22 protein-coding genes are annotated in these 24,401 nt (G+C 40.4%); 21 read left to right on the top strand and 1 reads right to left on the bottom strand.

The features are described from left to right. Positions 1 to 2: 2 nt before the first annotated feature. From rpmF to umoD, 21 genes are all read left to right on the top strand, one after another. Complete coding sequence (gene rpmF, locus SJ312_RS06005) at positions 3 to 173, top strand: 50S ribosomal protein L32 (protein WP_004253223.1); 171 nt, start codon at positions 3 to 5, stop codon at positions 171 to 173. Between the two features lie 12 nt (positions 174 to 185). Next, entirely contained in the window at positions 186 to 1,226 is a 1,041-nt protein-coding gene (gene plsX / locus SJ312_RS06000; RefSeq protein ID WP_094960424.1) for a phosphate acyltransferase PlsX, read from the top strand. 9 nt (positions 1,227 to 1,235) lie between these two features. Continuing rightward, entirely contained in the window at positions 1,236 to 2,186 is a 951-nt protein-coding gene (locus SJ312_RS05995; RefSeq protein WP_094960620.1) for a beta-ketoacyl-ACP synthase III, read from the top strand. Positions 2,187 to 2,204: 18 nt separating this feature from the next. Then, entirely contained in the window at positions 2,205 to 3,137 is a 933-nt protein-coding gene (gene fabD / locus SJ312_RS05990; protein WP_319867191.1) for an ACP S-malonyltransferase, read from the top strand. 7 nt (positions 3,138 to 3,144) lie between these two features. After that, complete coding sequence (fabG, locus tag SJ312_RS05985) at positions 3,145 to 3,879, top strand: 3-oxoacyl-ACP reductase FabG (RefSeq protein WP_004253233.1); 735 nt, start codon at positions 3,145 to 3,147, stop codon at positions 3,877 to 3,879. 155 nt (positions 3,880 to 4,034) lie between these two features. Then, on the top strand, positions 4,035 to 4,271 hold the full coding sequence (gene acpP / locus SJ312_RS05980) for an acyl carrier protein (protein WP_004253236.1): 237 nt from the start codon (positions 4,035 to 4,037) through the stop codon (positions 4,269 to 4,271). Between the two features lie 77 nt (positions 4,272 to 4,348). Beyond that, positions 4,349 to 5,599: a beta-ketoacyl-ACP synthase II gene (fabF, locus tag SJ312_RS05975; protein WP_071585850.1), complete on the top strand. Its 1,251-nt coding sequence runs from the start codon at positions 4,349 to 4,351 to the stop codon at positions 5,597 to 5,599. 150 nt (positions 5,600 to 5,749) lie between these two features. Continuing rightward, entirely contained in the window at positions 5,750 to 6,580 is an 831-nt protein-coding gene (pabC, locus tag SJ312_RS05970) for an aminodeoxychorismate lyase (RefSeq protein ID WP_153673343.1), read from the top strand. Positions 6,581 to 6,632: 52 nt separating this feature from the next. Continuing rightward, complete coding sequence (mltG, locus tag SJ312_RS05965; protein ID WP_096863863.1) at positions 6,633 to 7,655, top strand: endolytic transglycosylase MltG; 1,023 nt, start codon at positions 6,633 to 6,635, stop codon at positions 7,653 to 7,655. A 5-nt stretch (positions 7,656 to 7,660) separates the two neighbouring features. Continuing rightward, positions 7,661 to 8,290, top strand: a complete 630-nt coding sequence (tmk, locus tag SJ312_RS05960) for a dTMP kinase (protein ID WP_004253248.1) — start codon at positions 7,661 to 7,663, stop codon at positions 8,288 to 8,290. 24 nt (positions 8,291 to 8,314) lie between these two features. Then, the gene (gene holB, locus SJ312_RS05955) at positions 8,315 to 9,307 is read left to right on the top strand and encodes a DNA polymerase III subunit delta' (RefSeq protein ID WP_110591836.1); all 993 of its coding nucleotides are present in this window, start codon (positions 8,315 to 8,317) and stop codon (positions 9,305 to 9,307) included. Between the two features lie 12 nt (positions 9,308 to 9,319). Then, positions 9,320 to 10,111 carry a metal-dependent hydrolase gene (locus tag SJ312_RS05950; RefSeq protein WP_004253269.1) on the top strand — a complete coding sequence of 264 codons (792 nt, stop codon included), beginning with the start codon at positions 9,320 to 9,322 and terminating at the stop codon, positions 10,109 to 10,111. A gap of 40 nt (positions 10,112 to 10,151) precedes the next feature. Continuing rightward, positions 10,152 to 10,502 carry a purine nucleoside phosphoramidase gene (hinT, locus tag SJ312_RS05945; RefSeq protein WP_036957623.1) on the top strand — a complete coding sequence of 117 codons (351 nt, stop codon included), beginning with the start codon at positions 10,152 to 10,154 and terminating at the stop codon, positions 10,500 to 10,502. A 13-nt stretch (positions 10,503 to 10,515) separates the two neighbouring features. Continuing rightward, the gene (locus SJ312_RS05940) at positions 10,516 to 10,908 is read left to right on the top strand and encodes a YcfL family protein (RefSeq protein ID WP_004253275.1); all 393 of its coding nucleotides are present in this window, start codon (positions 10,516 to 10,518) and stop codon (positions 10,906 to 10,908) included. Between the two features lie 2 nt (positions 10,909 to 10,910). Next, complete coding sequence (gene lpoB / locus SJ312_RS05935; RefSeq protein ID WP_004253278.1) at positions 10,911 to 11,489, top strand: penicillin-binding protein activator LpoB; 579 nt, start codon at positions 10,911 to 10,913, stop codon at positions 11,487 to 11,489. Continuing rightward, the gene (locus SJ312_RS05930; RefSeq protein WP_319867186.1) at positions 11,482 to 12,354 is read left to right on the top strand and encodes a phosphotransferase; all 873 of its coding nucleotides are present in this window, start codon (positions 11,482 to 11,484) and stop codon (positions 12,352 to 12,354) included. The genes lpoB and SJ312_RS05930 overlap by 8 nt, the downstream gene beginning before the upstream one ends. A gap of 64 nt (positions 12,355 to 12,418) precedes the next feature. Then, the gene (nagZ, locus tag SJ312_RS05925; RefSeq protein WP_094960434.1) at positions 12,419 to 13,438 is read left to right on the top strand and encodes a beta-N-acetylhexosaminidase; all 1,020 of its coding nucleotides are present in this window, start codon (positions 12,419 to 12,421) and stop codon (positions 13,436 to 13,438) included. Between the two features lie 1,342 nt (positions 13,439 to 14,780). Then, positions 14,781 to 16,133 carry an OprD family outer membrane porin gene (locus SJ312_RS05920; protein WP_004253295.1) on the top strand — a complete coding sequence of 451 codons (1,353 nt, stop codon included), beginning with the start codon at positions 14,781 to 14,783 and terminating at the stop codon, positions 16,131 to 16,133. Between the two features lie 35 nt (positions 16,134 to 16,168). After that, positions 16,169 to 17,788, top strand: coding sequence for a bifunctional metallophosphatase/5'-nucleotidase (locus tag SJ312_RS05915; protein ID WP_319867184.1), 1,620 nt, complete (start codon positions 16,169 to 16,171; stop codon positions 17,786 to 17,788). Between the two features lie 412 nt (positions 17,789 to 18,200). Then, positions 18,201 to 19,505 carry an NAD(P)/FAD-dependent oxidoreductase gene (locus tag SJ312_RS05910; protein ID WP_004253300.1) on the top strand — a complete coding sequence of 435 codons (1,305 nt, stop codon included), beginning with the start codon at positions 18,201 to 18,203 and terminating at the stop codon, positions 19,503 to 19,505. 591 nt (positions 19,506 to 20,096) lie between these two features. Then, the gene (umoD, locus tag SJ312_RS05905) at positions 20,097 to 20,693 is read left to right on the top strand and encodes a UmoD family flagellar biogenesis regulator (RefSeq protein ID WP_004253302.1); all 597 of its coding nucleotides are present in this window, start codon (positions 20,097 to 20,099) and stop codon (positions 20,691 to 20,693) included. 69 nt (positions 20,694 to 20,762) lie between these two features. On the opposite strand, the gene mfd is transcribed toward umoD, so the two are convergent. Further along, positions 20,763 to 24,206, bottom strand: coding sequence for a transcription-repair coupling factor (mfd, locus tag SJ312_RS05900; RefSeq protein ID WP_112308296.1), 3,444 nt, complete (start codon positions 24,204 to 24,206; stop codon positions 20,763 to 20,765). Positions 24,207 to 24,401 lie beyond the last annotated feature (195 nt).

Here is a 24,401-nt window from a genome sequence, read left to right as displayed (position 1 = left end):
CAATGGCCGTACAACAGAATAAACCAACTCGTTCAAAACGCGGTATGCGTCGTTCACATGATGCACTGACTGCTACCCTAGTTTCTGTAGATAAAACTTCCGGTGAAACTCACCTGCGTCACCATGTGACTGCAGATGGTTACTACCGTGGCCGTAAGGTTATCAACAAGTAATTTGTTGTTACCTTGGCTAATCTAACCATCGCGTTAGATGCTATGGGCGGGGATGTTGGTCCCCGCGTCACGGTGCCTGCTGCATTGCAGGCACTGGCATCTAATCCAGCACTCAAATTACTGCTTGTCGGTCAACCCGAAGCCATTCAACCTTTGCTTGCACAACAAAGTGCTGAGCTAATTTCGCGCGTCGAAATTATTCCTGCTGACGGCATTATCGCAAACGATGCAAAACCATCAAACGCGATAAGACAAAGCAAAGGAACGTCGATGCGAGTGGCCTTAGAGTTAGTGAAGACAGGGCAGGCACAAGCGTGCGTGAGTGCGGGAAATACGGGTGCGCTGATGGGCTTAGCGAAATTAATGCTAAAGTCTATAGAGGGGATTGAGCGCCCAGCGCTAATGACAATCCTACCTAATCAGCAAAAAAGTCAAACAGTAGTGCTAGATTTAGGCGCTAATGTTAATTGTAGTAGTGATATGCTAGTCCAATTTGCCGTAATGGGTTCCGTGATGGCTGAAGAAGTGGTTAACATTTCTAAACCGAGAGTTGCGTTACTGAATATTGGCGAAGAAGAGAGTAAAGGGTTGGATAATATCCGCGAAGCCGCCTCAATATTAAAAGAAACGACATCAATTAACTACATTGGTTATGTAGAAGGTAACGAGTTACTGACAGGTAAAACCGATGTGTTAGTGTGTGACGGCTTCGCAGGTAATGTCTCATTGAAGACGATGGAAGGTGTAATACGCGTCATCCTTTCATTGATAAAATCGACCGGCGATCAACATAAAAAAAGCAGTTGGTTTATGCAACTGGCGAAAAAATGGTTAAAAAAACGTTTAATGAAACGTTTTGGGGACATGAACCCCGACCAGTATAACGGTGCGACTCTGTTAGGATTAAAAGGTATTGTCATCAAGAGTCACGGTGCAGCGAATGAAGGCGCTTTTAAAGCGGCTATTGACCGCGCAGTACAAGCTGTTGAAAAACAAGTCCCAGAAAGAATAACAGCGCGACTAAATATTGTTTTACCCAGGAGTGATCAATAACCTATGGCTATGTACAGTAAAATCTTAGGAACAGGCAGCTACTTACCAGCACAAGTACGTACCAATGCTGATCTGGAAAAAATGGTTGATACTTCTGATGAGTGGATTGTGACACGCACTGGCATACATGAAAGAAGAATTGCTAACGAAGAAGAAAGTGTTTCAGTGATGGGTTTTCATGCGGCCAAAAATGCGTTGGACATGGCACAAGTCGATGCAACCGACATTGGTTTAATTATCGTCGCAACCACATCAGCAACTCACGCTTTCCCTAGTGCTGCTTGCCAAATCCAACAAATGCTTGGTATTCAAGATTGTGCGGCATTTGATGTCGCAGCTGCATGTGCAGGTTTTACTTATGCGATTAGTATTGCTGATCAATTCGTTAAAACGGGCATGACTAAAAAAGCATTAGTTATTGGTGCAGATGCATTATCTAAAACATTAGATCCCGAAGACCGTGGCACAATTATTTTATTTGGTGATGCGGCAGGGGCTGTGGTTATTGGCGAATCTGAAGAGCCGGGTATCATTTCGACACATTTACATGCAGATGGCCGTTATGGTGATTTACTCACATTACCTAATCGTAGCCGTTGCTCTGAAGACCCTGCCTATTTGACCATGACAGGTAATGAAGTCTTTAAAGTTGCAGTGCGTGAATTAGCGCATATTGTTGATGAAACATTAGCACAGAGCGGTATTGCCAAAGAAGAACTTGATTGGCTAGTCCCACATCAAGCAAATTTAAGAATTATTTCTGCGACGGCGAAAAAATTAGATATGACAATGGATAAAGTCGTTGTCACATTAGACCGTCACGGTAATACTTCAGCAGCATCAGTTCCTACAGCGTTGGATGAAGCGGTGCGTGATGGCCGTATTCAGCGTGGTCAACTTGTGCTTTTAGAAGCCTTTGGTGGTGGTTTCACTTGGGGCTCTGCATTGGTTCGTTTTTAATTAACTGAGAAAATAGACATGACACAATTTGCTATGGTATTTCCCGGACAGGGTTCTCAGTCTTTAGGTATGTTAGCGGCACTAGCTGAAGAAAATCAGCTGGTTGAGCAAACATTCGCTGAAGCATCGGAAGCATTGGGTTACGATCTCTGGGCGTTAGTACAAAATGGGCCAGAAGAAGAATTAAACAAAACATGGCAAACACAGCCTGCGTTATTGGCAGCTTCTGTGGCTATTTTCCGTGTTTGGAAAGACAAAAATGGCGCAATGCCAACGATGATGGCGGGTCACAGCCTTGGTGAGTATTCTGCTTTAGTTTGTGCGGGTGTTATCGACTTCAAACAAGCGATTAAACTGGTTGAATTGCGCGGAAAACTCATGCAAGAAGCCGTTCCTGAAGGAACTGGTGCGATGTATGCCATTATTGGTTTAGATAATGAATCAATTGAAAAAGCTTGCCAAGAAGCCGCTCAAGGCCAAGTGGTTTCACCAGTTAATTTTAATTCACCAGGCCAAGTCGTCATTGCAGGTGAAAAAGCGGCAGTCGAACGTGCGGGTATCGCATGTAAAGAAGCGGGTGCAAAACGCGCATTACCATTATCTGTTAGCGTCCCTTCTCATTGTGCATTAATGAAGCCAGCTGCTGATAAATTAGCCGAAGCGTTAGAAAAAATTGATTTTTGTGAGCCAGGCTATCCAGTTATTAACAATGTTGATGTTAAAATTGAGAAATCGGCACAAAATATTCGTGATGCTTTAGTCCGTCAACTGTATAATCCAGTACGCTGGACGGAAACAGTAGAATTAATGGCAGATCAAGGTGTTGAACATCTTATTGAAGTAGGTCCAGGAAAAGTATTGACTGGTCTTACCAAGCGAATTGTCTCTAATTTAACTGCCGTCGCAGTCAATGATCCTGTATCATTAAGCACTGCTTTAGAAAATAGCTGAGGACGACATGAGCTTTGAAGGAAAAATTGCACTGGTAACAGGCGCGAGTCGTGGAATTGGTAAAGCGATTGCTTTAACATTAATTGCTCGTGGTGCTACTGTTATCGGGACAGCAACCAGCGAAAAAGGCGCAGAAGCCATTACCGCTTATCTTGATGGCAAAGGTAAAGGTTTAGCATTAAACGTGACTGATGCAGCATCAATCGAAGAAACTTTGACCAAAATCCGCGAAGAATTTGGTGAAATTGATATTTTGATTAATAATGCAGGTATCACTCGTGATAACCTATTGATGCGTATGAAAGAAGATGAATGGCAAGATATTATTGACACCAATCTTTCATCCGTTTACCGTTTGTCTAAATCCGTTTTGCGTGCCATGATGAAAAAACGTTGTGGACGTATTATTTCAATTGCATCCGTTGTCGGTGTGATGGGAAATGCGGGGCAAACTAACTATGCAGCAGCGAAAGCAGGGTTAATTGGTTTTAGCAAATCATTGGCTCGTGAAGTCGCTTCTCGTGGTATTACTGTCAACGTCGTTGCACCTGGTTTTATCGAAACTGATATGACTAAAGCATTGACAGATGAACAGCGTGCAGGCATTTTATCTCAGGTTCCTGCGGATAGACTGGGTGATGCACAAGAAATTGCCAGTGCTGTAGCGTTTTTAGCTTCTGATGAAGCTGCTTACATCACAGGTGAAACATTGCATGTCAATGGTGGCATGTACATGATCTAAAGAAATGATGGAACTATTTGCATTTTTAATGTTATCTAACGCTAAATAATGCAAAATAATAGTTCCAACAGCCGGGATTGGGTTGTATCTTTTCCTGTATTTCATAAACTACGAAAACCATCGCGAAAGCGAGTTTTGATAGGAATTTTAATAGTATGAGCACTATCGAAGAACGCGTTAAGAAAATCATCGTTGAACAACTGGGTGTTAAAGAGGAAGAAGTTGTAAATACAGCTTCATTTGTTGATGACTTGGGCGCTGATTCTCTTGACACAGTTGAGCTAGTTATGGCTCTGGAAGAAGAGTTCGATTGCGAAATCCCTGACGAAGAAGCTGAAAAGATCACAACAGTACAGGCTGCGATTGACTACGTCGAGAACGCATCTAAATAATTGTACGAAAACTTATCTAGGCGATCACTCGATCGCCTATGTTCCTTTTGTAACTTTTCCCTCCTTGGAGGAAATACGTGTCTAAGCGTCGTGTAGTCGTAACCGGACTGGGCATGTTATCTCCTGTCGGCAACACAGTTGAGTCATCATGGAAAGCTGTTTGTGACGGACAGAGTGGTATCAGCCTAATCGATCATTTTGATACTACTAACCACGCAACTAAATTTGCTGGCTTAGTAAAAGATTTCAATTACGAAGAATTTGGCATCTCTCGTAAAGATGCAAAGAAAATGGATCCATTCATCCAATATGGTATCGCTGCTGGCTTTCAAGCCTTTAAAGATGCTGGATTGGAAGTAACAGAAGCCAATGCTACTCGAATTGGTGCAGCGATTGGTTCTGGTATTGGTGGGTTAGGCTTAATTCAGGACAACTGTGAGTCATTACTGCACGGTGGGCCTCGTAAGGTAAGTCCATTCTTCGTACCATCGACCATCATTAATATGGTGGCTGGTCATTTAAGCATTATGTACGGTTTCCGTGGTCCAAGTATTTCAATTGCAACTGCCTGTACATCAGGTGTGCATAATATTGGTCATGCAGCTCGTATGATTGCTTACGGTGACGCCGATGTAATGGTTGCAGGCGGCGCTGAAAAAGCGACTACACCACTTGGTGTGGCTGGTTTCGGTGCAGCGCGTGCATTATCGACTCGCAACGATGACCCGCAAGCGGCAAGTCGCCCATGGGATAAAGACCGTGATGGTTTTGTTCTGGGAGATGGCGCAGGTATCATTATTCTTGAAGAGTATGAACATGCGAAAGCACGCGGTGCAAAAATTTATGCAGAAATTGCAGGTTTTGGGATGAGCAGTGATGCTTACCATATGACATCACCACCTGAAAATGGTGCGGGTGCAGCACTTGCAATGGAAAATGCACTAAATGACGCAGGAATCAAAGCGAGTGACGTGGGGTATATCAATGCTCACGGTACTTCAACTCCTGCAGGCGATTTAGCAGAAGCACAAGCAGTCGTTAATGTATTTGGTGAGGGCACAGATGTATTAGTCAGCTCAACTAAATCAATGACTGGGCACTTACTTGGTGCTGCAGGTGCTATTGAGTCAATCTTCACTATTTTGGCATTGTGCGATCAAATTGTTCCACCTACCATTAATTTGGATAACCCAGATGAAGCGTGCAAACTGGATTTTGTTCCAGGTGAAGCACGTAAAGTGGATAACATGGAGTATGCTCTGTGTAACTCGTTTGGTTTTGGTGGCACCAACGGTTCATTAATTTTCCGTCGTTATCACGGCGAATAATTAATCTATTACCGTTAGTCATTAGCCCTAGTCACGTATTGTGGCTGGGGCTTTATTTTGCCCAGTTCTTTGCACAGTTCTTCGCTTTAGTTTATGATAATCCCACTTGATTACTGTCTGATTTATCAGCTTTTATTATAAGTATTATCAATGTCATATTGGGTTAATGGGCAGCTTTGCCAGCAAATAAGTGTTACTGATCGCGCAGTCTCTTTTGGGGACGGCTGCTTTACGACCATACATGGCGTTAATCAGCAAGCTAAAATGTTAAATGAGCATATTGTTCGGTTAAAGCACGATAGCCAAAGATTGAAAATTGCTCAGCCAGATTGGGAAAGGTTGGCAGAGCATCTAAAGCAGGTTTGTGCAGAACAGACTCAAGACGAATTTGTGGTCAAAGTGATTATTAGTCGCGGTGCTGGTGGTAGAGGATATAGCTCTAAAGGTTTTACCTCGCCGACGGTGATAGTCAGCGTTTCTCCCTTCCCGAATAATTATGTCCAATTACAGTGCAAAGGGGCTAACCTCGTTCTCAGCCAAATTCCATTGGCTCGTAACCCATTGCTAGCAGGGATGAAACACCTCAACCGCTTAGAACAAGTCCTTATTAAGCAAGAGGTTGATGAACTTAATGCAGATGAAGCTATTGTGCTAGACACCGACGGTATTATTGTTGAATGCTGTAGTGCTAATGTTTTCTGGCGAATTGGTCAAACAGTGTATACCCCAGTTTTATCTCATAGTGGTGTGAATGGATTAATGAGACAAAAGATAATATCACTGTTACAAGATAGCCAGTACCATCTTCAACAGGTGGAACGCTTTGCTAACGTCTTAACTCATTGTGATGAAGTGGTTATTTGTAATGCGCTGATGCCAGTTTTACCGGTACAAAGTATTCAAATGGATAAACAACTTCCACCATTACAATTTGCGTCTCGTGAGCTGTTTGAGTATCTATTTTTGCGTTGCAAAATTTAGTTTTTATAAATGAATTAATTGTTACCAATACACGCATTGAAATGGTCAATAAATGAAATTAGCCAAAAAAATCATTCTAATCGCCGTTACCTTGGCTGCTATTGTCGCAGCCGCGGTCTATTGGCAATATCGTCAAGTATTGGACTATGCCAAAACGCCAATTAACATCACACAAGAAAAAATTTTTACGGTACCAGCAGGAACTGGGCGTGTCGCATTTGAAGGGTTACTTATTGAAGATAACATTCTTGAAAAAGGGAATGAATTTCAATGGTTACTCAAACTACGCCCTGAACTGGCTCAGCTAAAAGCAGGAACTTACCGCCTGCAACCGGGTATGAATGTGGAACAACTACTACAATTAATTGTAAGTGGTAAAGAAGCACAATTTTCGATCCGTTTTATTGAAGGTAACCGTTTAAGTGATTGGGGTAATATTTTACGTGATGCTCCTTACTTAGAGCATAAAACTACCAACTTAACCCCGACAGAACTGCACGCCCTGATTGGGTTTAACGGAGAAGGGACTTTAGAAGGGTGGCTATATCCTGATACCTATTTATACACAGCGGGGACAACAGACGCTGAAATTTTAAAACGTGCTTATAAACGTATGCAAAACAGCCTTGATGAAGAGTGGAAAGGGCGTGATAGGGATTTACCCTATAAGAATGCCTATGAAATGCTTATTATGGCTTCGATTATTGAAAAAGAAACCGGTATTGATAGTGAAAGAGCCCAGGTTGCATCCGTATTTGTTAACCGCTTAAAGAAAAATATGCGTCTGCAAACCGACCCAACCGTCATCTATGGGTTAGGTGAAAAGTATCGTGGTAAAATTTATCGTAGTGATTTAGATAATTACACACCATACAATACTTATAAGATTGATGGTTTGCCACCAACACCGATTGCAATGCCGAGCCTTGCATCGTTAAAGGCTGCCGCACATCCGGCTAAAACGGATTACATATTCTTTGTCGCAGATGGTAAAGGTGGGCATACTTTTAGTCGTAATCTAAACGACCACAATCGTGCCGTTAAAGTTTACCGCCAATTTGAACAGCAAAACTGATAAAAATGAAAAACCAATTTATTGTTATTGAAGGACTCGAAGGCGCTGGTAAAACAACTGCAATCAATACGGTTGTGGAAACGTTGAACCAAGCAGGGATCACAGATATTGTTTTTACTCGAGAGCCTGGTGGAACGCCATTGGCAGAGAAACTCCGTGAGCTCATAAAGCAAGGTATTGCAGGTGATAAAGTCACGGATAAGGCTGAATTGCTGATGTTATATGCAGCCCGTGTACAACTGGTTGATACAGTGATCCAACCTGCATTAGCGGCTGGCAAATGGGTGGTCGGTGACCGTCATGATTTATCTTCCCAAGCGTATCAGGGGGGGGGACGTGAAATTGATCGTCATTTGATGCAATCATTACGTGACTTAGTGTTGGGCGATTTCAAACCTTCATTAACCTTATACCTTGATTTACCTCCTGAATTAGGTTTACAACGTGCAAGGTCACGGGGTGAATTAGATAGAATTGAAAAAGAATCGTTAGCCTTTTTCGAAAGAACACGCAGCCGTTATCTTGAGCTGGCTGCGGGTGATGAAACGATACTCACTATTGATGCCAGCCAAAATATTGAGCAAGTACAGCAAGATATTCGCCAAACGTTGACACAATGGTTAGCGCGTGCTTGATAAACCACATAAGGTATTAATCCCATGAATTGGTATCCTTGGTTAAATGAACCTTACCGACAAATTATTACTGCGTACCAAAACGGTAGAGGCCACCATGCGTTACTGCTTCACTCAATACCGGGAAATGGGGCACAAGCACTATGCTATGGAATTAGTCGTTGGCTTATTTGCCAAGAAAGAGACGGGCTAAAAAGCTGTGGGCAATGCCACAGCTGTCGTTTGATGCTCGCTGGTAATCATCCTGACTATCATATTATTGAAGTAGAAAAAGGGAAGTCTACTGTTAGTGTTGATGCGGTTAGAAAATTGATTGAAACCTTGAGTCGCCATGCTCAACAAGGCGGCAACAAAGTGGTGTATATTCCACAGGTTGAAGCATTGACAGATGCAGCAGCTAATGCGTTATTGAAAACATTGGAAGAGCCAGCAAAGGATACTTACTTTTTACTTGGAAGTGATAAACAAGAGAATTTGCTTGCGACCATTCGCAGCCGTTGCCTAAGTCATTTCTTACCTGCTCCCGATCCACAAATAGCACTCTACTGGTTGCAAAAGCAAAAGCCGGGTATTGCTGTTGAAAATGCGATAACGGCATTAAAAATATGCCAAGGTGCGCCACTTTCTGCACTAGCCTTATTGGATGAACAACGCTGGCAAAAACGTAATGCACTATGCCATAGTTTAGGTCATGCATTGCAAACGGGGGATATGTTGAGTTTGCTGCCTAGTTTGAATATTGATGAAGCGCCTGATGCCTTAAATTGGCTACTTAGCTTATTGGCGGATGCTATTAAAATTCAACAAGGGGCTGGGGCTTTTTGCATCAACCAAGATCAGCAATCTCAAGTTCTGCAATTAGCTGGTGCTATGAATCGAACACAGTTAATAAATATGTATGATAAGTGGTTATATTGCCGCCATCAATTACTGACAGTTCCTGCACTGAATCAGGAACTGATTCTGACAAATCAATTATTACAATGGGAAGCTTCGTTGTCTCTCCCTACATTTTAAAAAGAGTTAAATATGTTTGTTGTTGATTCACACTGTCATCTCGACTGTTTAGATTATGAAAAATTACATACGAATGTCGACGATGTTATCGCAAAGGCTTCGGCCCGTGATGTCCGCTTCATGTTAGCTGTTGCTACAACGTTGCACGGTTTTGAAAGCATGAAAAAAATGATTGGTATGCGTGACAATATTGCTTTTTCATGTGGTATTCATCCTCTCAATTTAGACGAAGGATATGATTTCGCACGACTAGCACAATTAGCCGCAGGAAATGAGGTTGTTGCGCTAGGAGAAACTGGGCTGGATTACTATTATCAGCAAGAAAATGCCGCGTTGCAGCAAGAGTCTTTTCGTCAGCACATTCGCATAGGTCGTGAAGTCAATAAACCCGTCATTGTGCATACTCGTGCGGCACGAGAAGACACCTTATCTATTCTACGCGAAGAAAATGTGATGGACTGTGGCGGGGTATTACACTGCTTTACTGAAGATAAAGATACGGCTGTTGAACTACTCGATTTAGGTATGTATATCTCATTTTCAGGGATCGTCACATTTCGTAACGCAGAGCAAATTAGAGAAGCCGCCCGTGTTGTTCCTTTAGACCGAATTTTAGTCGAAACTGACTCGCCATATTTGGCTCCTGTTCCTCATCGTGGCAGGGAAAACCAACCCGCGTACGTCCGGGATGTTATTGAGTATATGGCGGTGCTAAAGGGGGTTAGTGTTGAGCAACTCGCTGAAATTACGACACAAAACTTCAATCGTTTGTTTCATTTAAATGTTGGCACAAATAACGTATAAATTAGTTCACTAGAACGATTAAATGACTAAGGAAATTGAAATGGCAGAAGAAACGATTTTCAGTAAAATTATCCGTCGCGAGATCCCAGCAGACGTGGTTTACCAAGATGAACTTGTCACCGCATTTCGTGACATTTCGCCGCAAGCACCTTCTCATATTCTTATTATTCCTAATAAATTAATTCCAACTGTTAATGATGTTACTGTGGATGACGAACTTGCATTAGGCCGTTTGTTTACTGTTGCAGCGAAAATAGCCAAAGAAGAAGGTATTGCAGAGAATGGCTACCGTTTAATCATGAACTGCAATGAACATTCAGGGCAAGAAGTGTTTCATATCCACATGCATCTAGTGGGTGGTCGCCCATTAGGGCCGCTATTGGCGAAATAATAAGGGATCGGCAATGAACCGTATTGCATTACTTGCTTTGGTAACTGTGTTGCTAAGTGGTTGCATATTTAAGAAAACACAAGGGCTGGTTTTTAATGAGCAACAGCGCATCATTATGGAGCCCGCAGTACTTGCACAAGGGGTCATTGTCGAAAACCCAGTGATAGGTAGTGAAAATCATCAAACTATCGCTACTATTAACATGAGTAATTCACAGCCTAAAGTGGTGAATATTGCTTATCGTTTATACTGGTATGATAAGCAAGGGTTAAACGTAGAAACATCGAATACCTTGTATCAGCAAATCGCAGCAAATTCTGATGTGAAAGTTCGTGCTGTGACTTCTTCTCCACGTGCAACAAATGTACGTGTTCATGTATTTTTATCGTCAAAGGCCGGAGAATAATAATGAAACGCATCTTAATGGTTGCTGCCGCGACATTAATTTTGGCTGGGTGCCCTTCATATCCACCTCAACAACCAGGTACACAACCTCCAATTGTGCCAGTAGAGCCGGAAAAACAACCAGAAGTGACTCCGCCACCCGTTGATGTTGTTCCAACTCCACCAAAGCAACAAACAACAGATTGGTCCGCTTCCATTACACCTTTAGTTAACCAAATGGCCAGTGCGGATGGGGTCGAAAACGGCAAAGTACTGTTAGTTGATTCAGTGAAAAATAACACGAATGGTTCAATACCGGTGCAAACTGTAACATCAGTTATGACAACCGCGGTTGAGAACACCAATCGTTTTAAAGTGGTTCCCGCCAGTGTGGTGAGTTCCGCACGTAAAACACTCGGTTTATCACAAGAAGACAGCTTAGTCACCCGTAGCAAAGCGATAGGGTTAGGCCGCTATGTCCAAGCGGAGTATGTGATTTACAGCGTGATGTCAGGTTCAAATAAAGAAAGAAGCCTTGAAATGCAGTTGATGGATGTGCAAACGGGTGAAATTGTTTGGACTGGAAAGCACAATATTGAGTAACCAGCAGTCACTTTTTCGACTGTTAGTGACACATTTTCCTACAATATCTGTACGCGATTGGAAAATATCCTCACTAACAGGGTTGTCAGGTGGAAGTTATTTACTGGAATGTTTTCTACCTGCTCGCGAAGTGAAGCTGATAGCGCGTGCAGATGGAAATGCACAAACTGCTTTGTATGTTGACCGAAAGAAAGAAGCGCGGATATTGCAGCAATTACGCGCTTATTCATTTACACCTCAAGTGATTGGTCGGAATTCACAATGGTTATTATTAGGGTGGTGTGAAGGGCAACACCCTGATAACAATACTTTTTTGTTGCCCAGTTACCAGTGTGAGCTTGCAAATATAGCCACACAATTACATTGTGCTCCACTGCTGGGGTATCATTTACAACTCCGCAATGAAATATCTCATTATGGCTATTTAATTGATAAAAAACGGTTATCACCTCGCTGGAAAAAACTCCATCGCCATTTTACCTCTGACGCTTTTCCCAAAATGCTGAAACTGGCGCCTGCCCATATGGATATTCATGCAAAAAATATTGTTCGCACATCAACAGGGCAGCTAATGCTATTGGATTGGGAGTATGCGGCAAATACAGATATCGCATTCTCTTTAGAAACCTATTTCCAATTTAATGGTCTGACTGACATTCAGCGAGATTTTTTCTTGACACAATATTGTAATGTTCACGGTGCTTATCGAGACAAACAGCAATTGGCGAAAAGCTGTCAATCATGGGCACCTTGGGTAAAATATATGACATTAATGTGGTATGAAGTGCAGTGGAATGAAAGCCAGTCAATTGACTTTTTGGTACACTCACAATTATTACGGCAATATTTTGGTTTAATAGGTTGATAGCCAAAGGCTATCAGAAAACAGTATCGGATTAAGACAATTAGTTTAATAAGTGAGGCATGTTATGGGCCCTATAATGCTAGATGTTCAGGGTTATGAATTGGACAACGAAGAGCGCGAAATATTAGCTCACCCATCCGTGGGGGGGTTAATACTGTTTACCCGTAACTTTCATGACGCAGCCCAATTACGAGAGCTTGTCCGCCAAATTCGTGATGCATCAAGACACCGGTTGTTGATAGCTGTTGACCAAGAAGGTGGTCGAGTACAACGTTTCCGTGATGGTTTCACCGCATTGCCTTCTGCTCAGGCATTTGCAGCACTCAATAGTGAAATCGATGGTGCTAAACTCGCTGAAGAGGCGGGTTGGTTAATGGCATCAGAGATGATAGCCATGGATATTGATATTAGTTTTGCACCTGTTTTGGATCTTGGCCATCAAAGTATTGCGATAGGCGAACGCTCATTCCACGAAGACCCAGAAATTGCGATGGTCATGGCAGAACGTTTTATTAAAGGTATGCGCAGTGCGGGTATGAAAACGACAGGGAAACACTTTCCTGGTCATGGTGCAGTGAAAGCTGATTCACATAAAGAAACACCACGGGATGACCGCTCCTTGGAGAAAATTCGTGGTAAAGATATGTTGATTTTTAAAGACTTTATACAACGAGAGCTACTCGATGCAGTTATGCCTGCTCATGTTATTTATACCCAAGCTGATGATCGCCCTGCGAGCGGTTCACCATTTTGGTTAAAATCAGTATTGCGAGAGCAACTTGGTTTTCATGGTGTCATTTTCTCTGATGATTTATCGATGGAAGGCGCTGCGGTGATGGGAAGTTATCCTGAAAGAGCCCAGGCATCGTTGAATGCGGGATGCGACATGATTTTAGTCTGTAATAATCGTGAAGGTGCAGTCAGCGTCTTAGATAACTTACCGAAACAATATGATAGCCAAGCTTCTAAGCTATATCATAGCGGCCGACAATATAGTTTAACAGAGTTGCAAGCAGTTGAGCGTTGGAAAAATAGCCATCGTCAACTCGTTGATTTGCATGAGCGCTGGCAAGAACATCGCTAATAATTTCTAGTACATCTGAAAGGCCAGTAATTTATTACTGGCCTTTTTTGCATAAGTAAAATAATAAAATTATGACTTGTGGTAAAAGTTACCCGTAACTTTCTTGTTTTTTTACAGTTAATCTCAATGTTCTTTTCGACTATATTTGATAAAAATGAACTAATACTTATTTCACTATTAAAAATAATTAGAAGGTTTTTATTAATCTCATTAGTATTATGTTTCATTTTTGAAAAAATAAAATAGAAATTTTGATTATTTAATTTGTTGGTAATTATATTTTGAGTTTAATTGAAATAAATAACCATACATTTGCATTAAGTCTGGGTTTTTATATGGTTAGAGTGCTGGGTATAGCTATGTTAATTTTAATAATGAAAGCAATCATCTAAAAAAGTTAAGATGATTTTAAATAAATGAAAAATAGAATGATTCAATCAGTGCTTAATAACTATTGGTGCCTATCATTTGCTCAAGTGTTACTTAATTTAAATTTGCCTACAGAGAATAATACTTTCTCTTATGAGGGGGCTATAGAACGATCATGAGTAAATATACATCAACAAATACTACGCATTCATGTGAAGGTTTCTATTGGGTGAAGTTTTACACATATAGCCTATATGTATAAAGCTATTACAAATACCTATTTAAGTGGATGAGTTAACAAATAAATGAATTGCCGATGAAATTCTATTCAAAATAATGAGTTACATATTAAATTTACCTTAAAATAAAATGTGACATGCATCACTATTAAAAAGTAGCTTATTGCAACTGATGTGGCGTGTTGTGACAGCGATCGTTTTAATTGACATAAAATTACGATAGCATTCGTATTATGAAAGATTTATGACAATTTAGAGTGATAAGTAATCAATTAAAAAAATAGCAATTTAATAGTTGCATTTTAAGTTAAATATTCAAATTTATTTGAGATGATTATTTCTCAGGGATATTTTTTGCTCTAAAAAATTATATAGGAAATAAAGTGCAATTTTTTCTTAATAAATAATACAGTGTCGATAAATACAGTGCCGAAGTGTGAGGTTTAAGCTAGATAAACACCAAATATGAGTAAGTGGCGCTATCGAATCAATAATGTATTTTTGAATTCTTATAAGGAATATTTCTATTCATAGTAATAAGTAAACACAAATACAGGAAAATACTGTATTGAATTTTATATTTAAAATGACTTATGTGTTTGAAATGGATGTATCTGTTTGTCTTTAAGTTAAATTGTTTTATTAAGCTAAAAATAAAAATGGTGTTTTGTTGTTCATGGAAACATGGCACAGCATAAAATTAATTCAAATAATCATTAACTAGGTTAATTCCAATGAAAGTTAAAAATATTGCGTTATTAATGCTTTCTCCTTGCTATTTAGCGGTAGCAATGGCAAATGCCAGCAACTGGGAAGATTCTATCAAGGAAAACTCATTCATTGCGGATTCGGAGCTAGAGCTGTCAACCCGCAACATGTGGAAATACTTAAAAACAGAAAACCGTTTTGATAAAAACGAAAACCGTTATCGAAAACAAGTTGCGAATGCTTGGGGACAAAACTTTCAAGCAGATTTCAAATCAGGTTATTTTGCTGATGTAATTGGCTTTGATGCCTCTTATTACGGCGGTATCAAACTGGGGGCAAGTAAAGACTTCGCCTCCCGTGCAATTTTATATAATGATGATGGCCATGCGAAAGGGTACAACAAAATTGGTCAACGTTATGCAAAAGTAAAACTGGACCTTGAGCCAGTAAAATTTAATGCGAAAGCAGGTTGGTTTACGCTGAAAAATACGGGTATTTTCACGAATTCACAGCGTTTATCATTGAACAGTTATAGCGGTTACTACACTAATACTGCGATCAGTGATTGGAGTTTGGATTTATTATATCTCGATAAGAAAGTCATGCGTCGCGATAGCCCAAATATTGATGCGATGTATTTCACTGATGCTAATGGTGTTCGACACAATGTTAATCATGTCATTACAGGTGGTATTAACTACAATACTAAACCATTGAAAGTATACTATTTCTATGGTCAAGCAGATGATTTATTCCGTCAGCAAGGTTTAGAAGCAAAATATAAACTGACTTCAGATGTGACACTAGGTACACAAATCTATAACCATGAATACGGTAGTGATGGTAAACGTACTGAAACCGATAAACAAAAAGGGAAGCGTAATTTTGACAAACGTGCATGGCACTACGCAGGAACGGCAGAATGGCGTATTCCTGAGTCACCTTGGACGTTAAGCACAGGTTTAACTCATACCCAAGCGAAAAAAGCGAATGGCGTAGGCCAGTTTGCGCGTAACCCAATTGGTAACACTCGTGGCCGTTTTAACTCACCAGCCTATGCAGATATCGACTACGTACGCGATGGTGAAACCATGGTTGCAATGGCGGCAGAGTATCGTATTAGTAAAGAACTCTCTGTTGGTGCGCGTACTAACTATTCAGAATTTAAATATGAAGGTGAAAGATTAAAACAAGGTCAATTTGGTCTATTCAGCTATTGGAAACCAACTGAAAACCTTTCTGTTTCGTTAAGTGGCGGTCTGGGCTGGCACCACCGTCAGGAGAACGACTACACGACGCCAAAATTATATGATGGTCACTCACGTCGTGCACACTCGTTATCTGGATCAATGACAACGACTTATCGTTTCAAAATGTAGTCGATAGTTGAAAAGGATTAAAAAAGGTAAAATAAATGAAACATAAAATTGGATTACTCACACTGCTCATTTCTGGTGCACTTTTAGCGGGTTGTGCTCCCAAAAATACAGATACCGTAAAAGTACAAGTCATTGGTATTAATGATTTCCATGGGGCTTTACAAGCCCCGGGTGATGGTAAATTAGGTGGTATTGAGTCAATTGCCACGCTGGTTAATCAATTAAGAGCGCAAAATGATAAAACTATCGTTGTTGGCGCGGGTGATTTAGTCGGGGCAAGCCCATTACTGTCATCAATGTTTTATGATGAACCTACCATTGAAGCCTTAAGTGCGATTGGTATGGAAACCAGTGCAGTTGGTAACCATGAGTTTGATAAAGGTAAAGAAGAGCTTCTGAGAAAACAAAACGGCGGCTGTCACCCAACAGCAGGTTGTGTGGGTAAAGATTCCTTTGATGGTGCTAATTTTAACTACTTAGCGGCCAACGTTATTGTGAAAGAAACAGGAGAAACTCTGTTCCCATCTTACTTTATTAAAGAGTTTGATGGCATTCCAATGGCATTTATTGGTTTAACGTTAGAAGGTACGCCGGCTATCGTAACACCAAGTGGAACCGCAGGGTTAGAATTCAAAAATGAAGTCGAAACTATTAATAACCAAGTGAAATTATTAAAAGCACAAGGTATTAACAGTATCGGTGTTCTGATCCATGAAGGCGCAACACAACAGGTTGATACCAAAGTTAAAGATATTAACCGTTGTGATAATATCAAAGGCCCAATTGTTGATATCGTCAAACAATTAGATGCGAATGTAGACTTTGTTGTTAGCGGTCATACACACCAAGCTTACAATTGTGAAATCAATGGGATGACAGTAATTTCAGCCCAGTCTAACGGGACTTTATTATCTCAATTGAATATTGAGATTGATAGAAATACGAAAGATATTGTTAGTATCAATGCAAAGAATATCCCTGTTGAAACGAGCCGTTATGAGAAAAACCCTGAGTTAACCACGTTCGTACAAAAATACGAAAAAATTGCCTTGCCTATTTCGCAACAAGTGATGGGCTCTTTAACAGCAAATGTGGATAAAAAATTATTGCCTGCAGGAGATTCAACTCTAGGTAAGATTATTGCTGATGGGCAATTATATACAGCTTCCAGCAAAGAAGCGGGCGGTGCGCAAATTGCGTTTATGAACAGTGTCGGTATTCGTGCTGATATGAAAGCAGGGGAATTAACTTACGGTGATATTTTCACTGTCCAGCCATTCTCTAACGTGGTTGTTACGCAATCGCTAACAGGTGCACAAATTAAACAAGCGCTTGAGCAGCAGTGGGATCGTGCTCGTCCACAAGTTATGCCAGTTTCTAAAGGTTTTTACTACGAGTGGGATGACAGCCGCCCAGTGGGTGATAAAGTTATTCAAAAATCAATGAAATTAAACGGTAAGCCGTTAGACATGAATAAAAGCTATCGTGTTGCTGCGAATGAATTCTTAGCAACGGGTGGTAGCCGTTTCTCTGCCTTCAACCAAGGTAAAGACCGTGTTTATAGCCTGCCAGATAACGAAGCGTTAATGCAGTACTTTAAAGATAACTCACCAGTTTCCGTTCCAACGGATGTGCGTATCAAGAAAATTAAATAATAAAATTTAATATTCCATTAAAAACTCTGAGGGTGTTTATCATCCTCAGAGTTTTTTTGTGCTTAATTTCCGGCATGGGGTAACGATGAGAAGGGGGGATTGATTGTGTTTACTAAATAAAAAATGATAAAGTAATAATTCTCATTATCATTATGATTTTGTGAATTTAAACAATTGATTGATATAACGGCTAAAAAGCTGACTCGATTCGTTTGGGGAAAAAAATGATTTGACGAATGTGATCGTAGTCATAATAATCAACTAAATTGATGTGAATCAATATTTGGTATTACCAATAGACCAGTCATGATATTCTAATAGGGTTAGTGTTAGTTGTGGCTAATTATTGTTATATAAGGCTTTTTTATGAGAAACCTTAAATAACATTAATATATTTTGTTTCGAGGGATTTATGACCTTATCTCAACCCAAAATCATCGTTGTCGGCGGTGGGGCTGGTGGATTAGAACTGGCAACACGTTTAGGCCGTAAGCTAGGCCGTAAAAAACGCGCACAAATTACCTTGGTTGACCGCAACCCAAGCCATTTATGGAAACCACTATTACATGAAGTGGCGACAGGTTCGTTAGATGATGGCGTCGATGCGATAAGCTATTTGGCCCATGCTCGCCATAATGCATTTAATTTCCAATTAGGTTCACTCACGAATATTGACCGTGAAAATAAAAAAGTGGTTCTCGGTGAACTTTATGACAAACATGGTGAATTATTGGTCCCTTTGCGTGAACTAGAATACGATATTTTAGTGATGGCGTTAGGAAGTACGTCGAATGATTTTGGTACACCAGGTGTTAAAGAACACTGCATTTTCTTAGATAACCCACACCAAGCGCACCGTTTTCACGACGAAATGCTAAATCTGTTTTTACGTTACTCAGTTCGTGATAACGCAGAGGAGAGCGTTAATATTGCCATTGTTGGTGGCGGTGCAACGGGCGTTGAGTTATCAGCGGAACTCTATAACGCAGTAGAGCAACTGACCAGTTATGGCTTTAAAGGGCTAGACACAGATGCATTGAATGTCACACTAGTTGAAGCGGGTGAACGTATCCTGCCGGCTTTACCGCCGAGAATTTCAAGTGCCGCACATCAAGAACTTAATAAACTCGGCGTGAATGTATTGACGAAAACTATGGTAACCAGTGCTGATGCAGATGGTTTGAATACGAAAGAAGATGGTAAAATTCATGCGGATCTCATGGTTTGGGCTGCAGGGATTAAAGCACCTGATTTCATGAAAGATATCGCTGGGTTAGAAACAAATCGTATCAACCAATTGGTGGTAAAACCAACGTTACAAACGTCTCGTGACGATATGATTTTTGCCATTGGCGATTGCGCTTCTTGCGCTAAGCCAGAAGGGGGATTTGTGCCACCAAGGGCTCAATCAGCTCACCAAATGGCCAGCCTTTGTTATGATAATATTGTCGCTTTAATGAAAGATAAACCTTTAAAAGAATATGTTTATAAAGACCATGGCTCATTAGTTTCACTGTCTCGCTTTAGTACAGTTGGCAGCTTAATGGGGAATTTAATGCGTGGGGATATGATGGTAGAAGGGCGTATCGCTCGTTTTGTGTATATTTCTTTATACCGTATGCACCAAATCGCATTACACGGTTACATTAAAACGGGGCTAATGATGCTTGTTGGCAGTATTAACAGAATTATTCGTCCAAAGTTAAAATTGCACTAGTCAACGACTAGCTACTTGTTTAATTTGGTTTTATTAGCACTATGCACCTTTATATTCGTATAACAGGTGCATTATTTTTTATTATTTATAATGATAAATAATAATGTTAATAAATATATTAACTCAATCTGTCAAGGTTTATCTATGTTAAATATTGCGTAGAAAAACTATTTAGATCAAATTTAATAGGTTAATTATCGATTATATTGTCACTATTACTTATATAAATATATATTTTATTTTAATGAAACTTAAACCTAGAAATTAATATAAAATAAATGATCCGAATATTAACTTATCTTAAGTTATTAAATAATTAAGATGTAAATCCATTTATATAACGATAACCGTCAACTATAATGGATTGTTCTATTATCTTATTGATTTAAAACAGTAATATTTTTGATTGTAATCAATAGGTGAAGTTGCACTAATGGTAAAGTTTATTTTTTCTAAAACAGTTATAATAAACATATGTTTTAATGATAATTTAAGATAATTCTAAAAAACAACACTATTAGTAGGTAATTATCGAATTATTTTGAGTAGTGGTTACAATAGGCACGGCATATTTTAATAAGGGTTAACACGATGAAGCTAAAATTTAAGTTGTTATTAGCAACTGTAGTGATGCTCCTTATTGTATTGCTCGTGAATTCATTCAGCCAAGAGCCGGAAACTAAATTGGCTACGGTATTATCGGTTGAGCCGATCAAAGCGAATCGCCTTGTTGAGTACGAAAATTGTACAGTAACAGGGGTTTTAGGCACCTTTAATCAGCAATCCCTTTCTCGTTTTCACCCTGCGCAAAGCGAATGCAAAATGATTTTTATGATTGAAGCATTACAAGGAAAAAGCTTTCCATCTCTATTTGATATGCAAAATCAAACCTGTGTTAACACACAAAAAATGGAATTAGTGATTGTTGGATATGACGTTGTGTACCAAATTGGTAAAACAGTTGGAAAAGTCAGAACATCCTATGAACCATCAATGTTTATTCCTTTAGATGATAAAGGGCGTTTGGTGCTCACTTCATCCAATTCAGTATGTGAAACCATGCGCAGTGATATAAAAGAATTATTACCCTTTTATTGTTTACAGCAAAATGAATTACCAATCACAAAAAACTCATCAGCAGTCTTAGAACTGCAACCGAATAAAAATACATTTGGCTTTATGGAATAATTTTTTCTATAAATATTATAGAGATAAAAGGCTACAAGAGTAGCCTTTTATCATTTTAGAGCATCAAACTTAGCTAATTTGATGCTCTTCAAACCCAATGAGTAATTGTTTAATAAACTCTAGTCGAGAAACTCTTTCTGTTAAATCATGGAAAAATTTTAGTCGAACAGGGCCATCTAACCGATAAGTTTGTGGCTGGTTTTGTAATAAGCTTATTAAGAAACTTGGGTCGACTTTATTTTTATCACTAAACTCAATAAAGCCACCTTTTTCATGAGCTTCAATACGTTTAATACCAAGAGCTTGAGCTTGTAATCGAATAGCTGCGTTCGCTAATAGGAATTTACCTGCGTCAGGTAAACTACCAAAGCGGTCGATCAGTTCTGTACGCAATTCGTCAAGCTCCTGACTGTTTTTTGCACTGGCTATTCGTTTATAGAAAGACAAACGAATATTCACGTCGTGAATATAGTCGTCTGGCAACAGAACAGGCATACGCAACTCAACTTCTGTTTGTTGGCTAGTCAAATCTTCTAATGAAGGCTCACGCCCCTCTTTAAGCGCATCAACAGCACTTTCTAATAGCTCCATGTACAGGGTAAAACCAATAGTGGTCATTTGCCCACTTTGGTCTTCACCAAGTAATTCACCTGCACCACGAATTTCTAAATCGTGAGTTGCTAAAGCAAAACCAGCTCCTAAGTCTTCCAATGATGAAATGGCTTCAAGGCGTTTATGTGCATCGGTGGTCATAGCTTTGGGATGCGGGGTGAGTAAGTAAGCGTATGCTTGATGGTGAGAGCGACCAACTCGTCCACGTAGTTGATGGAGTTGAGCTAATCCGAAATGATCCGCGCGTTCAATGATAATGGTATTCGCTGTTGGTATATCAATACCAGTTTCAATAATTGTGGTGCATATCAATACATTAAAACGTTGATGATGGAAATCTGTCATTACGCGTTCTAACTCGCGCTCGCGCATTTGGCCATGCCCAACAACAAAACGTGCTTCAGGGACTAACTCTTCAAGGCGAGCCTTTGCCTTTTCAATATTTTCAACATCATTGTAAAGGTAATAAACTTGGCCGCCACGTAAGGTTTCCCGTAAAATTGCCTCACGGACAACTAAGTCATCATATTGGCGCACAAAGGTTTTTACAGCCAAACGGCGTGCTGGTGGTGTGGCGATAATAGATAAGTCACGCATACCACTCATGGCCATGTTAAGAGTACGAGGAATAGGTGTGGCGGTCAGCGTTAAGATATCAACGTCTGCACGCATAGCCTTTATTCGTTCTTTATGGCGGACACCAAAGCGGTGCTCTTCATCGACGACGAGCAAACCTAAATCTTTCCATACTAAGTCACTTTGTAGCAACTTATGGGTACCAATTAGAATATCAACTTTGCCTTCCGCGGTCTGGGTAATAATTTGTTGTTGCTCTTTCGCTGTTTTAAAGCGTGATAACATTTCTATGCGGACAGGCCAGTTAGCAAACCTATCTTTAAAATTATCATAGTGTTGTTGTGCAAGTAGTGTCGTGGGGACTAAAACGGCAACTTGTTTGTTATTATTAATCGCAAGGAATGCGGCTCGCATTGCCACTTCGGTTTTACCAAAGCCCACATCACCACACACGAGTCGGTCCATTGCTAATGGTTGGCACATATCACTGAGAACAGCATTGATGGCGACTTCTTGGTCAGGCGTCGTTTCGAATGGAAAGCCTTGACAAAATTCTTGGTATTGTTGTTTATCATGCTTGAATGCAAAGCCAGCCTTAGCGGCTCGTTGTGCATAAATATCAAGCAGTTCTGCAGCAACATCGCGTACTTTTTCTGCGGCTTTCTGGCGTGCACGACCCCAGCTATCACTACCTAATTTATGCAATGGGGCGTTTTCATCAGCGCCACCTGCATAACGGCTAATTAAATGGAGTGAAGAAACAGGAACATACAGTTTATCATCACCGGCATAGGTTAAAATTAAATATTCGGCTTTAATACCGCCCGCTTCTAAGGTAATTAAACCTTGGTAACGGCCTACACCATGCTCAATATGTACCACAGGTTGCCCAGGGCGTAATTCAGCTAAGTTGCGAATGAGGGTGTCAGTATTAATGGTGCGGCGGTTATCTGCCCGGCGACGAACAACACGCTCCCCAAGCAGGTCACTTTCGCAAATTAATGCCCTATGGATATCGGATTGAATAAAGCCGTGTTCAGCGGCACCAATGGTGATGGCAAATCTGCTGTCAGTAGGGCTAGTATAGCTTTGAATAATTTCAGGGCGAATTTTTAAACGGGCTAATAGCTCGGTAACGGTTTCACGTCGGCCCTCACTTTCCACAGAAAAGACGATGGTTCCATCAAATTGTTCAGTAAACTGACGCAATTTTTCAAGCGGCGTTTTGCTTTGCCCTTGTGTGCTGATATCCGGTAATGGCAGGTAATCTAAATTAGTATTTGCCGCTTTTTTGGGTAAAGATTCGAGGGATAACTGAATACGCGGCCATTTTTTTAACGATTGATTAAGTTGTTCAACAGTTAACCATAGCTCAGAAGGGGGGAGTAATGGGCGCATTGGGTCAACACCACGGCTTTCATACCGCTGCTGAGTATCAACCTGAAAGCGTTCAGCCGCTTCTTGTAAGCTCTGAGAAACAATTAAACTTGATGGCGGTAAATATTCAAATAAAGATGGCAGTGGCTGAGCAAAGAATAAAGGCTGCCAATACTCGATACCCGTCGGTAAGGTATTTTTACTGACTTGCTGGTAAATATGCTCTGGATCACGGCGAACTTCAAAGCGCTCGCGCCATTGGCTGCGGAAACGTTCAATAGCGTCTTTATCGGTCGGGAATTCATGAGCTGGGAGTAAATTGATTTGCTCTACTTCTTCGAGTGTTCTTTGTGAGTCAACGTCAAACGTTCGTAAGCTATCAATTTCATCATCGAAGAAATCAATACGAAACGGCAACGAGCTACCCATGGGAAATAAATCGAGTAAAGCGCCCCGTGTGGCATATTCACCATGCTCTAAGACTTGCTCTACATGGCGGTAGCCAGCGTTATCGAGCTCATTACGTAAGTTATCACGGGAAAGTTTGTCACCTTTTGCCATCACTAAGGCATGACTGGTTAAAAAGTCAGCAGGACAGACTTTTTGCATCAATGTATTGACGGGAAGAATTAATGCGCCTTTTTGCAAACTGGGCAAACGGTACAGTGTCGATAAACGATGAGAAATAATTTCCTGATGGGGGGAGAAATTGTCATATGGCAATGTTTCCCAGTCAGAAAGAGTCTCTATAGGGTGTTGTGTAAACTGTTGAATTTCATCTCTTAAACGTAATGCATTTTGCATATCACGTGTCACGATGATCACAGGCCCTTGGTGACGTTGTATTATTTCTCCACATTCAAGTGCACCAGCCGCCCCGATAAGGCAACCTAAATGGCGAACATCGCCACTACGACTAGGGAGTTCATAACGAAATTTTGACAACATAGAAATCTTCGGTATCTCACAGCGATTAGTAAGCAGTTAAACAAGAGTTAGCCCAAACATAGCCAATTTTTGTACGAAAAATAGTTAAGTTAATCAACAAATAGTTAAACTACAAAATTTATAACAAAACAATCAGTTTTAACTCGTAATTCGTCTGAAAGTCAGACAAAAAGGCACTTAAAGCAGAAAAAAAAC

Source organism: Providencia sp. CIM-Carb-044 (assembly GCF_033901115.1).
GTDB classification, from domain to species: domain Bacteria; phylum Pseudomonadota; class Gammaproteobacteria; order Enterobacterales; family Enterobacteriaceae; genus Providencia; species Providencia hangzhouensis.
The sequence above is the reverse complement of the archived record's forward strand: the minus strand, read 5'-3'. Positions and strand labels throughout refer to the sequence as shown.

What these genes read in the sequence shown, in the direction of transcription:
- rpmF (WP_004253223.1), top strand. Translation starts at nt 3, where the DNA reads ATGGCCGTACAACAGAATAAACCAACTCGTTCAAAACGCGGTATGCGT.
- SJ312_RS05995 (WP_094960620.1), top strand. Translation starts at nt 1,236, where the DNA reads ATGTACAGTAAAATCTTAGGAACAGGCAGCTACTTACCAGCACAAGTA.
- fabD (WP_319867191.1), top strand. Translation starts at nt 2,205, where the DNA reads ATGACACAATTTGCTATGGTATTTCCCGGACAGGGTTCTCAGTCTTTA.
- fabG (WP_004253233.1), top strand. Translation starts at nt 3,145, where the DNA reads ATGAGCTTTGAAGGAAAAATTGCACTGGTAACAGGCGCGAGTCGTGGA.
- acpP (WP_004253236.1), top strand. Translation starts at nt 4,035, where the DNA reads ATGAGCACTATCGAAGAACGCGTTAAGAAAATCATCGTTGAACAACTG.
- pabC (WP_153673343.1), top strand. Translation starts at nt 5,750, where the DNA reads ATGTCATATTGGGTTAATGGGCAGCTTTGCCAGCAAATAAGTGTTACT.
- mltG (WP_096863863.1), top strand. Translation starts at nt 6,633, where the DNA reads ATGAAATTAGCCAAAAAAATCATTCTAATCGCCGTTACCTTGGCTGCT.
- tmk (WP_004253248.1), top strand. Translation starts at nt 7,661, where the DNA reads ATGAAAAACCAATTTATTGTTATTGAAGGACTCGAAGGCGCTGGTAAA.
- holB (WP_110591836.1), top strand. Translation starts at nt 8,315, where the DNA reads ATGAATTGGTATCCTTGGTTAAATGAACCTTACCGACAAATTATTACT.
- SJ312_RS05950 (WP_004253269.1), top strand. Translation starts at nt 9,320, where the DNA reads ATGTTTGTTGTTGATTCACACTGTCATCTCGACTGTTTAGATTATGAA.
- hinT (WP_036957623.1), top strand. Translation starts at nt 10,152, where the DNA reads ATGGCAGAAGAAACGATTTTCAGTAAAATTATCCGTCGCGAGATCCCA.
- SJ312_RS05940 (WP_004253275.1), top strand. Translation starts at nt 10,516, where the DNA reads ATGAACCGTATTGCATTACTTGCTTTGGTAACTGTGTTGCTAAGTGGT.
- lpoB (WP_004253278.1), top strand. Translation starts at nt 10,911, where the DNA reads ATGAAACGCATCTTAATGGTTGCTGCCGCGACATTAATTTTGGCTGGG.
- nagZ (WP_094960434.1), top strand. Translation starts at nt 12,419, where the DNA reads ATGGGCCCTATAATGCTAGATGTTCAGGGTTATGAATTGGACAACGAA.
- SJ312_RS05920 (WP_004253295.1), top strand. Translation starts at nt 14,781, where the DNA reads ATGAAAGTTAAAAATATTGCGTTATTAATGCTTTCTCCTTGCTATTTA.
- SJ312_RS05915 (WP_319867184.1), top strand. Translation starts at nt 16,169, where the DNA reads ATGAAACATAAAATTGGATTACTCACACTGCTCATTTCTGGTGCACTT.
- SJ312_RS05910 (WP_004253300.1), top strand. Translation starts at nt 18,201, where the DNA reads ATGACCTTATCTCAACCCAAAATCATCGTTGTCGGCGGTGGGGCTGGT.
- umoD (WP_004253302.1), top strand. Translation starts at nt 20,097, where the DNA reads ATGAAGCTAAAATTTAAGTTGTTATTAGCAACTGTAGTGATGCTCCTT.
- mfd (WP_112308296.1), bottom strand. Translation starts at nt 24,206, where the DNA reads ATGTTGTCAAAATTTCGTTATGAACTCCCTAGTCGTAGTGGCGATGTT.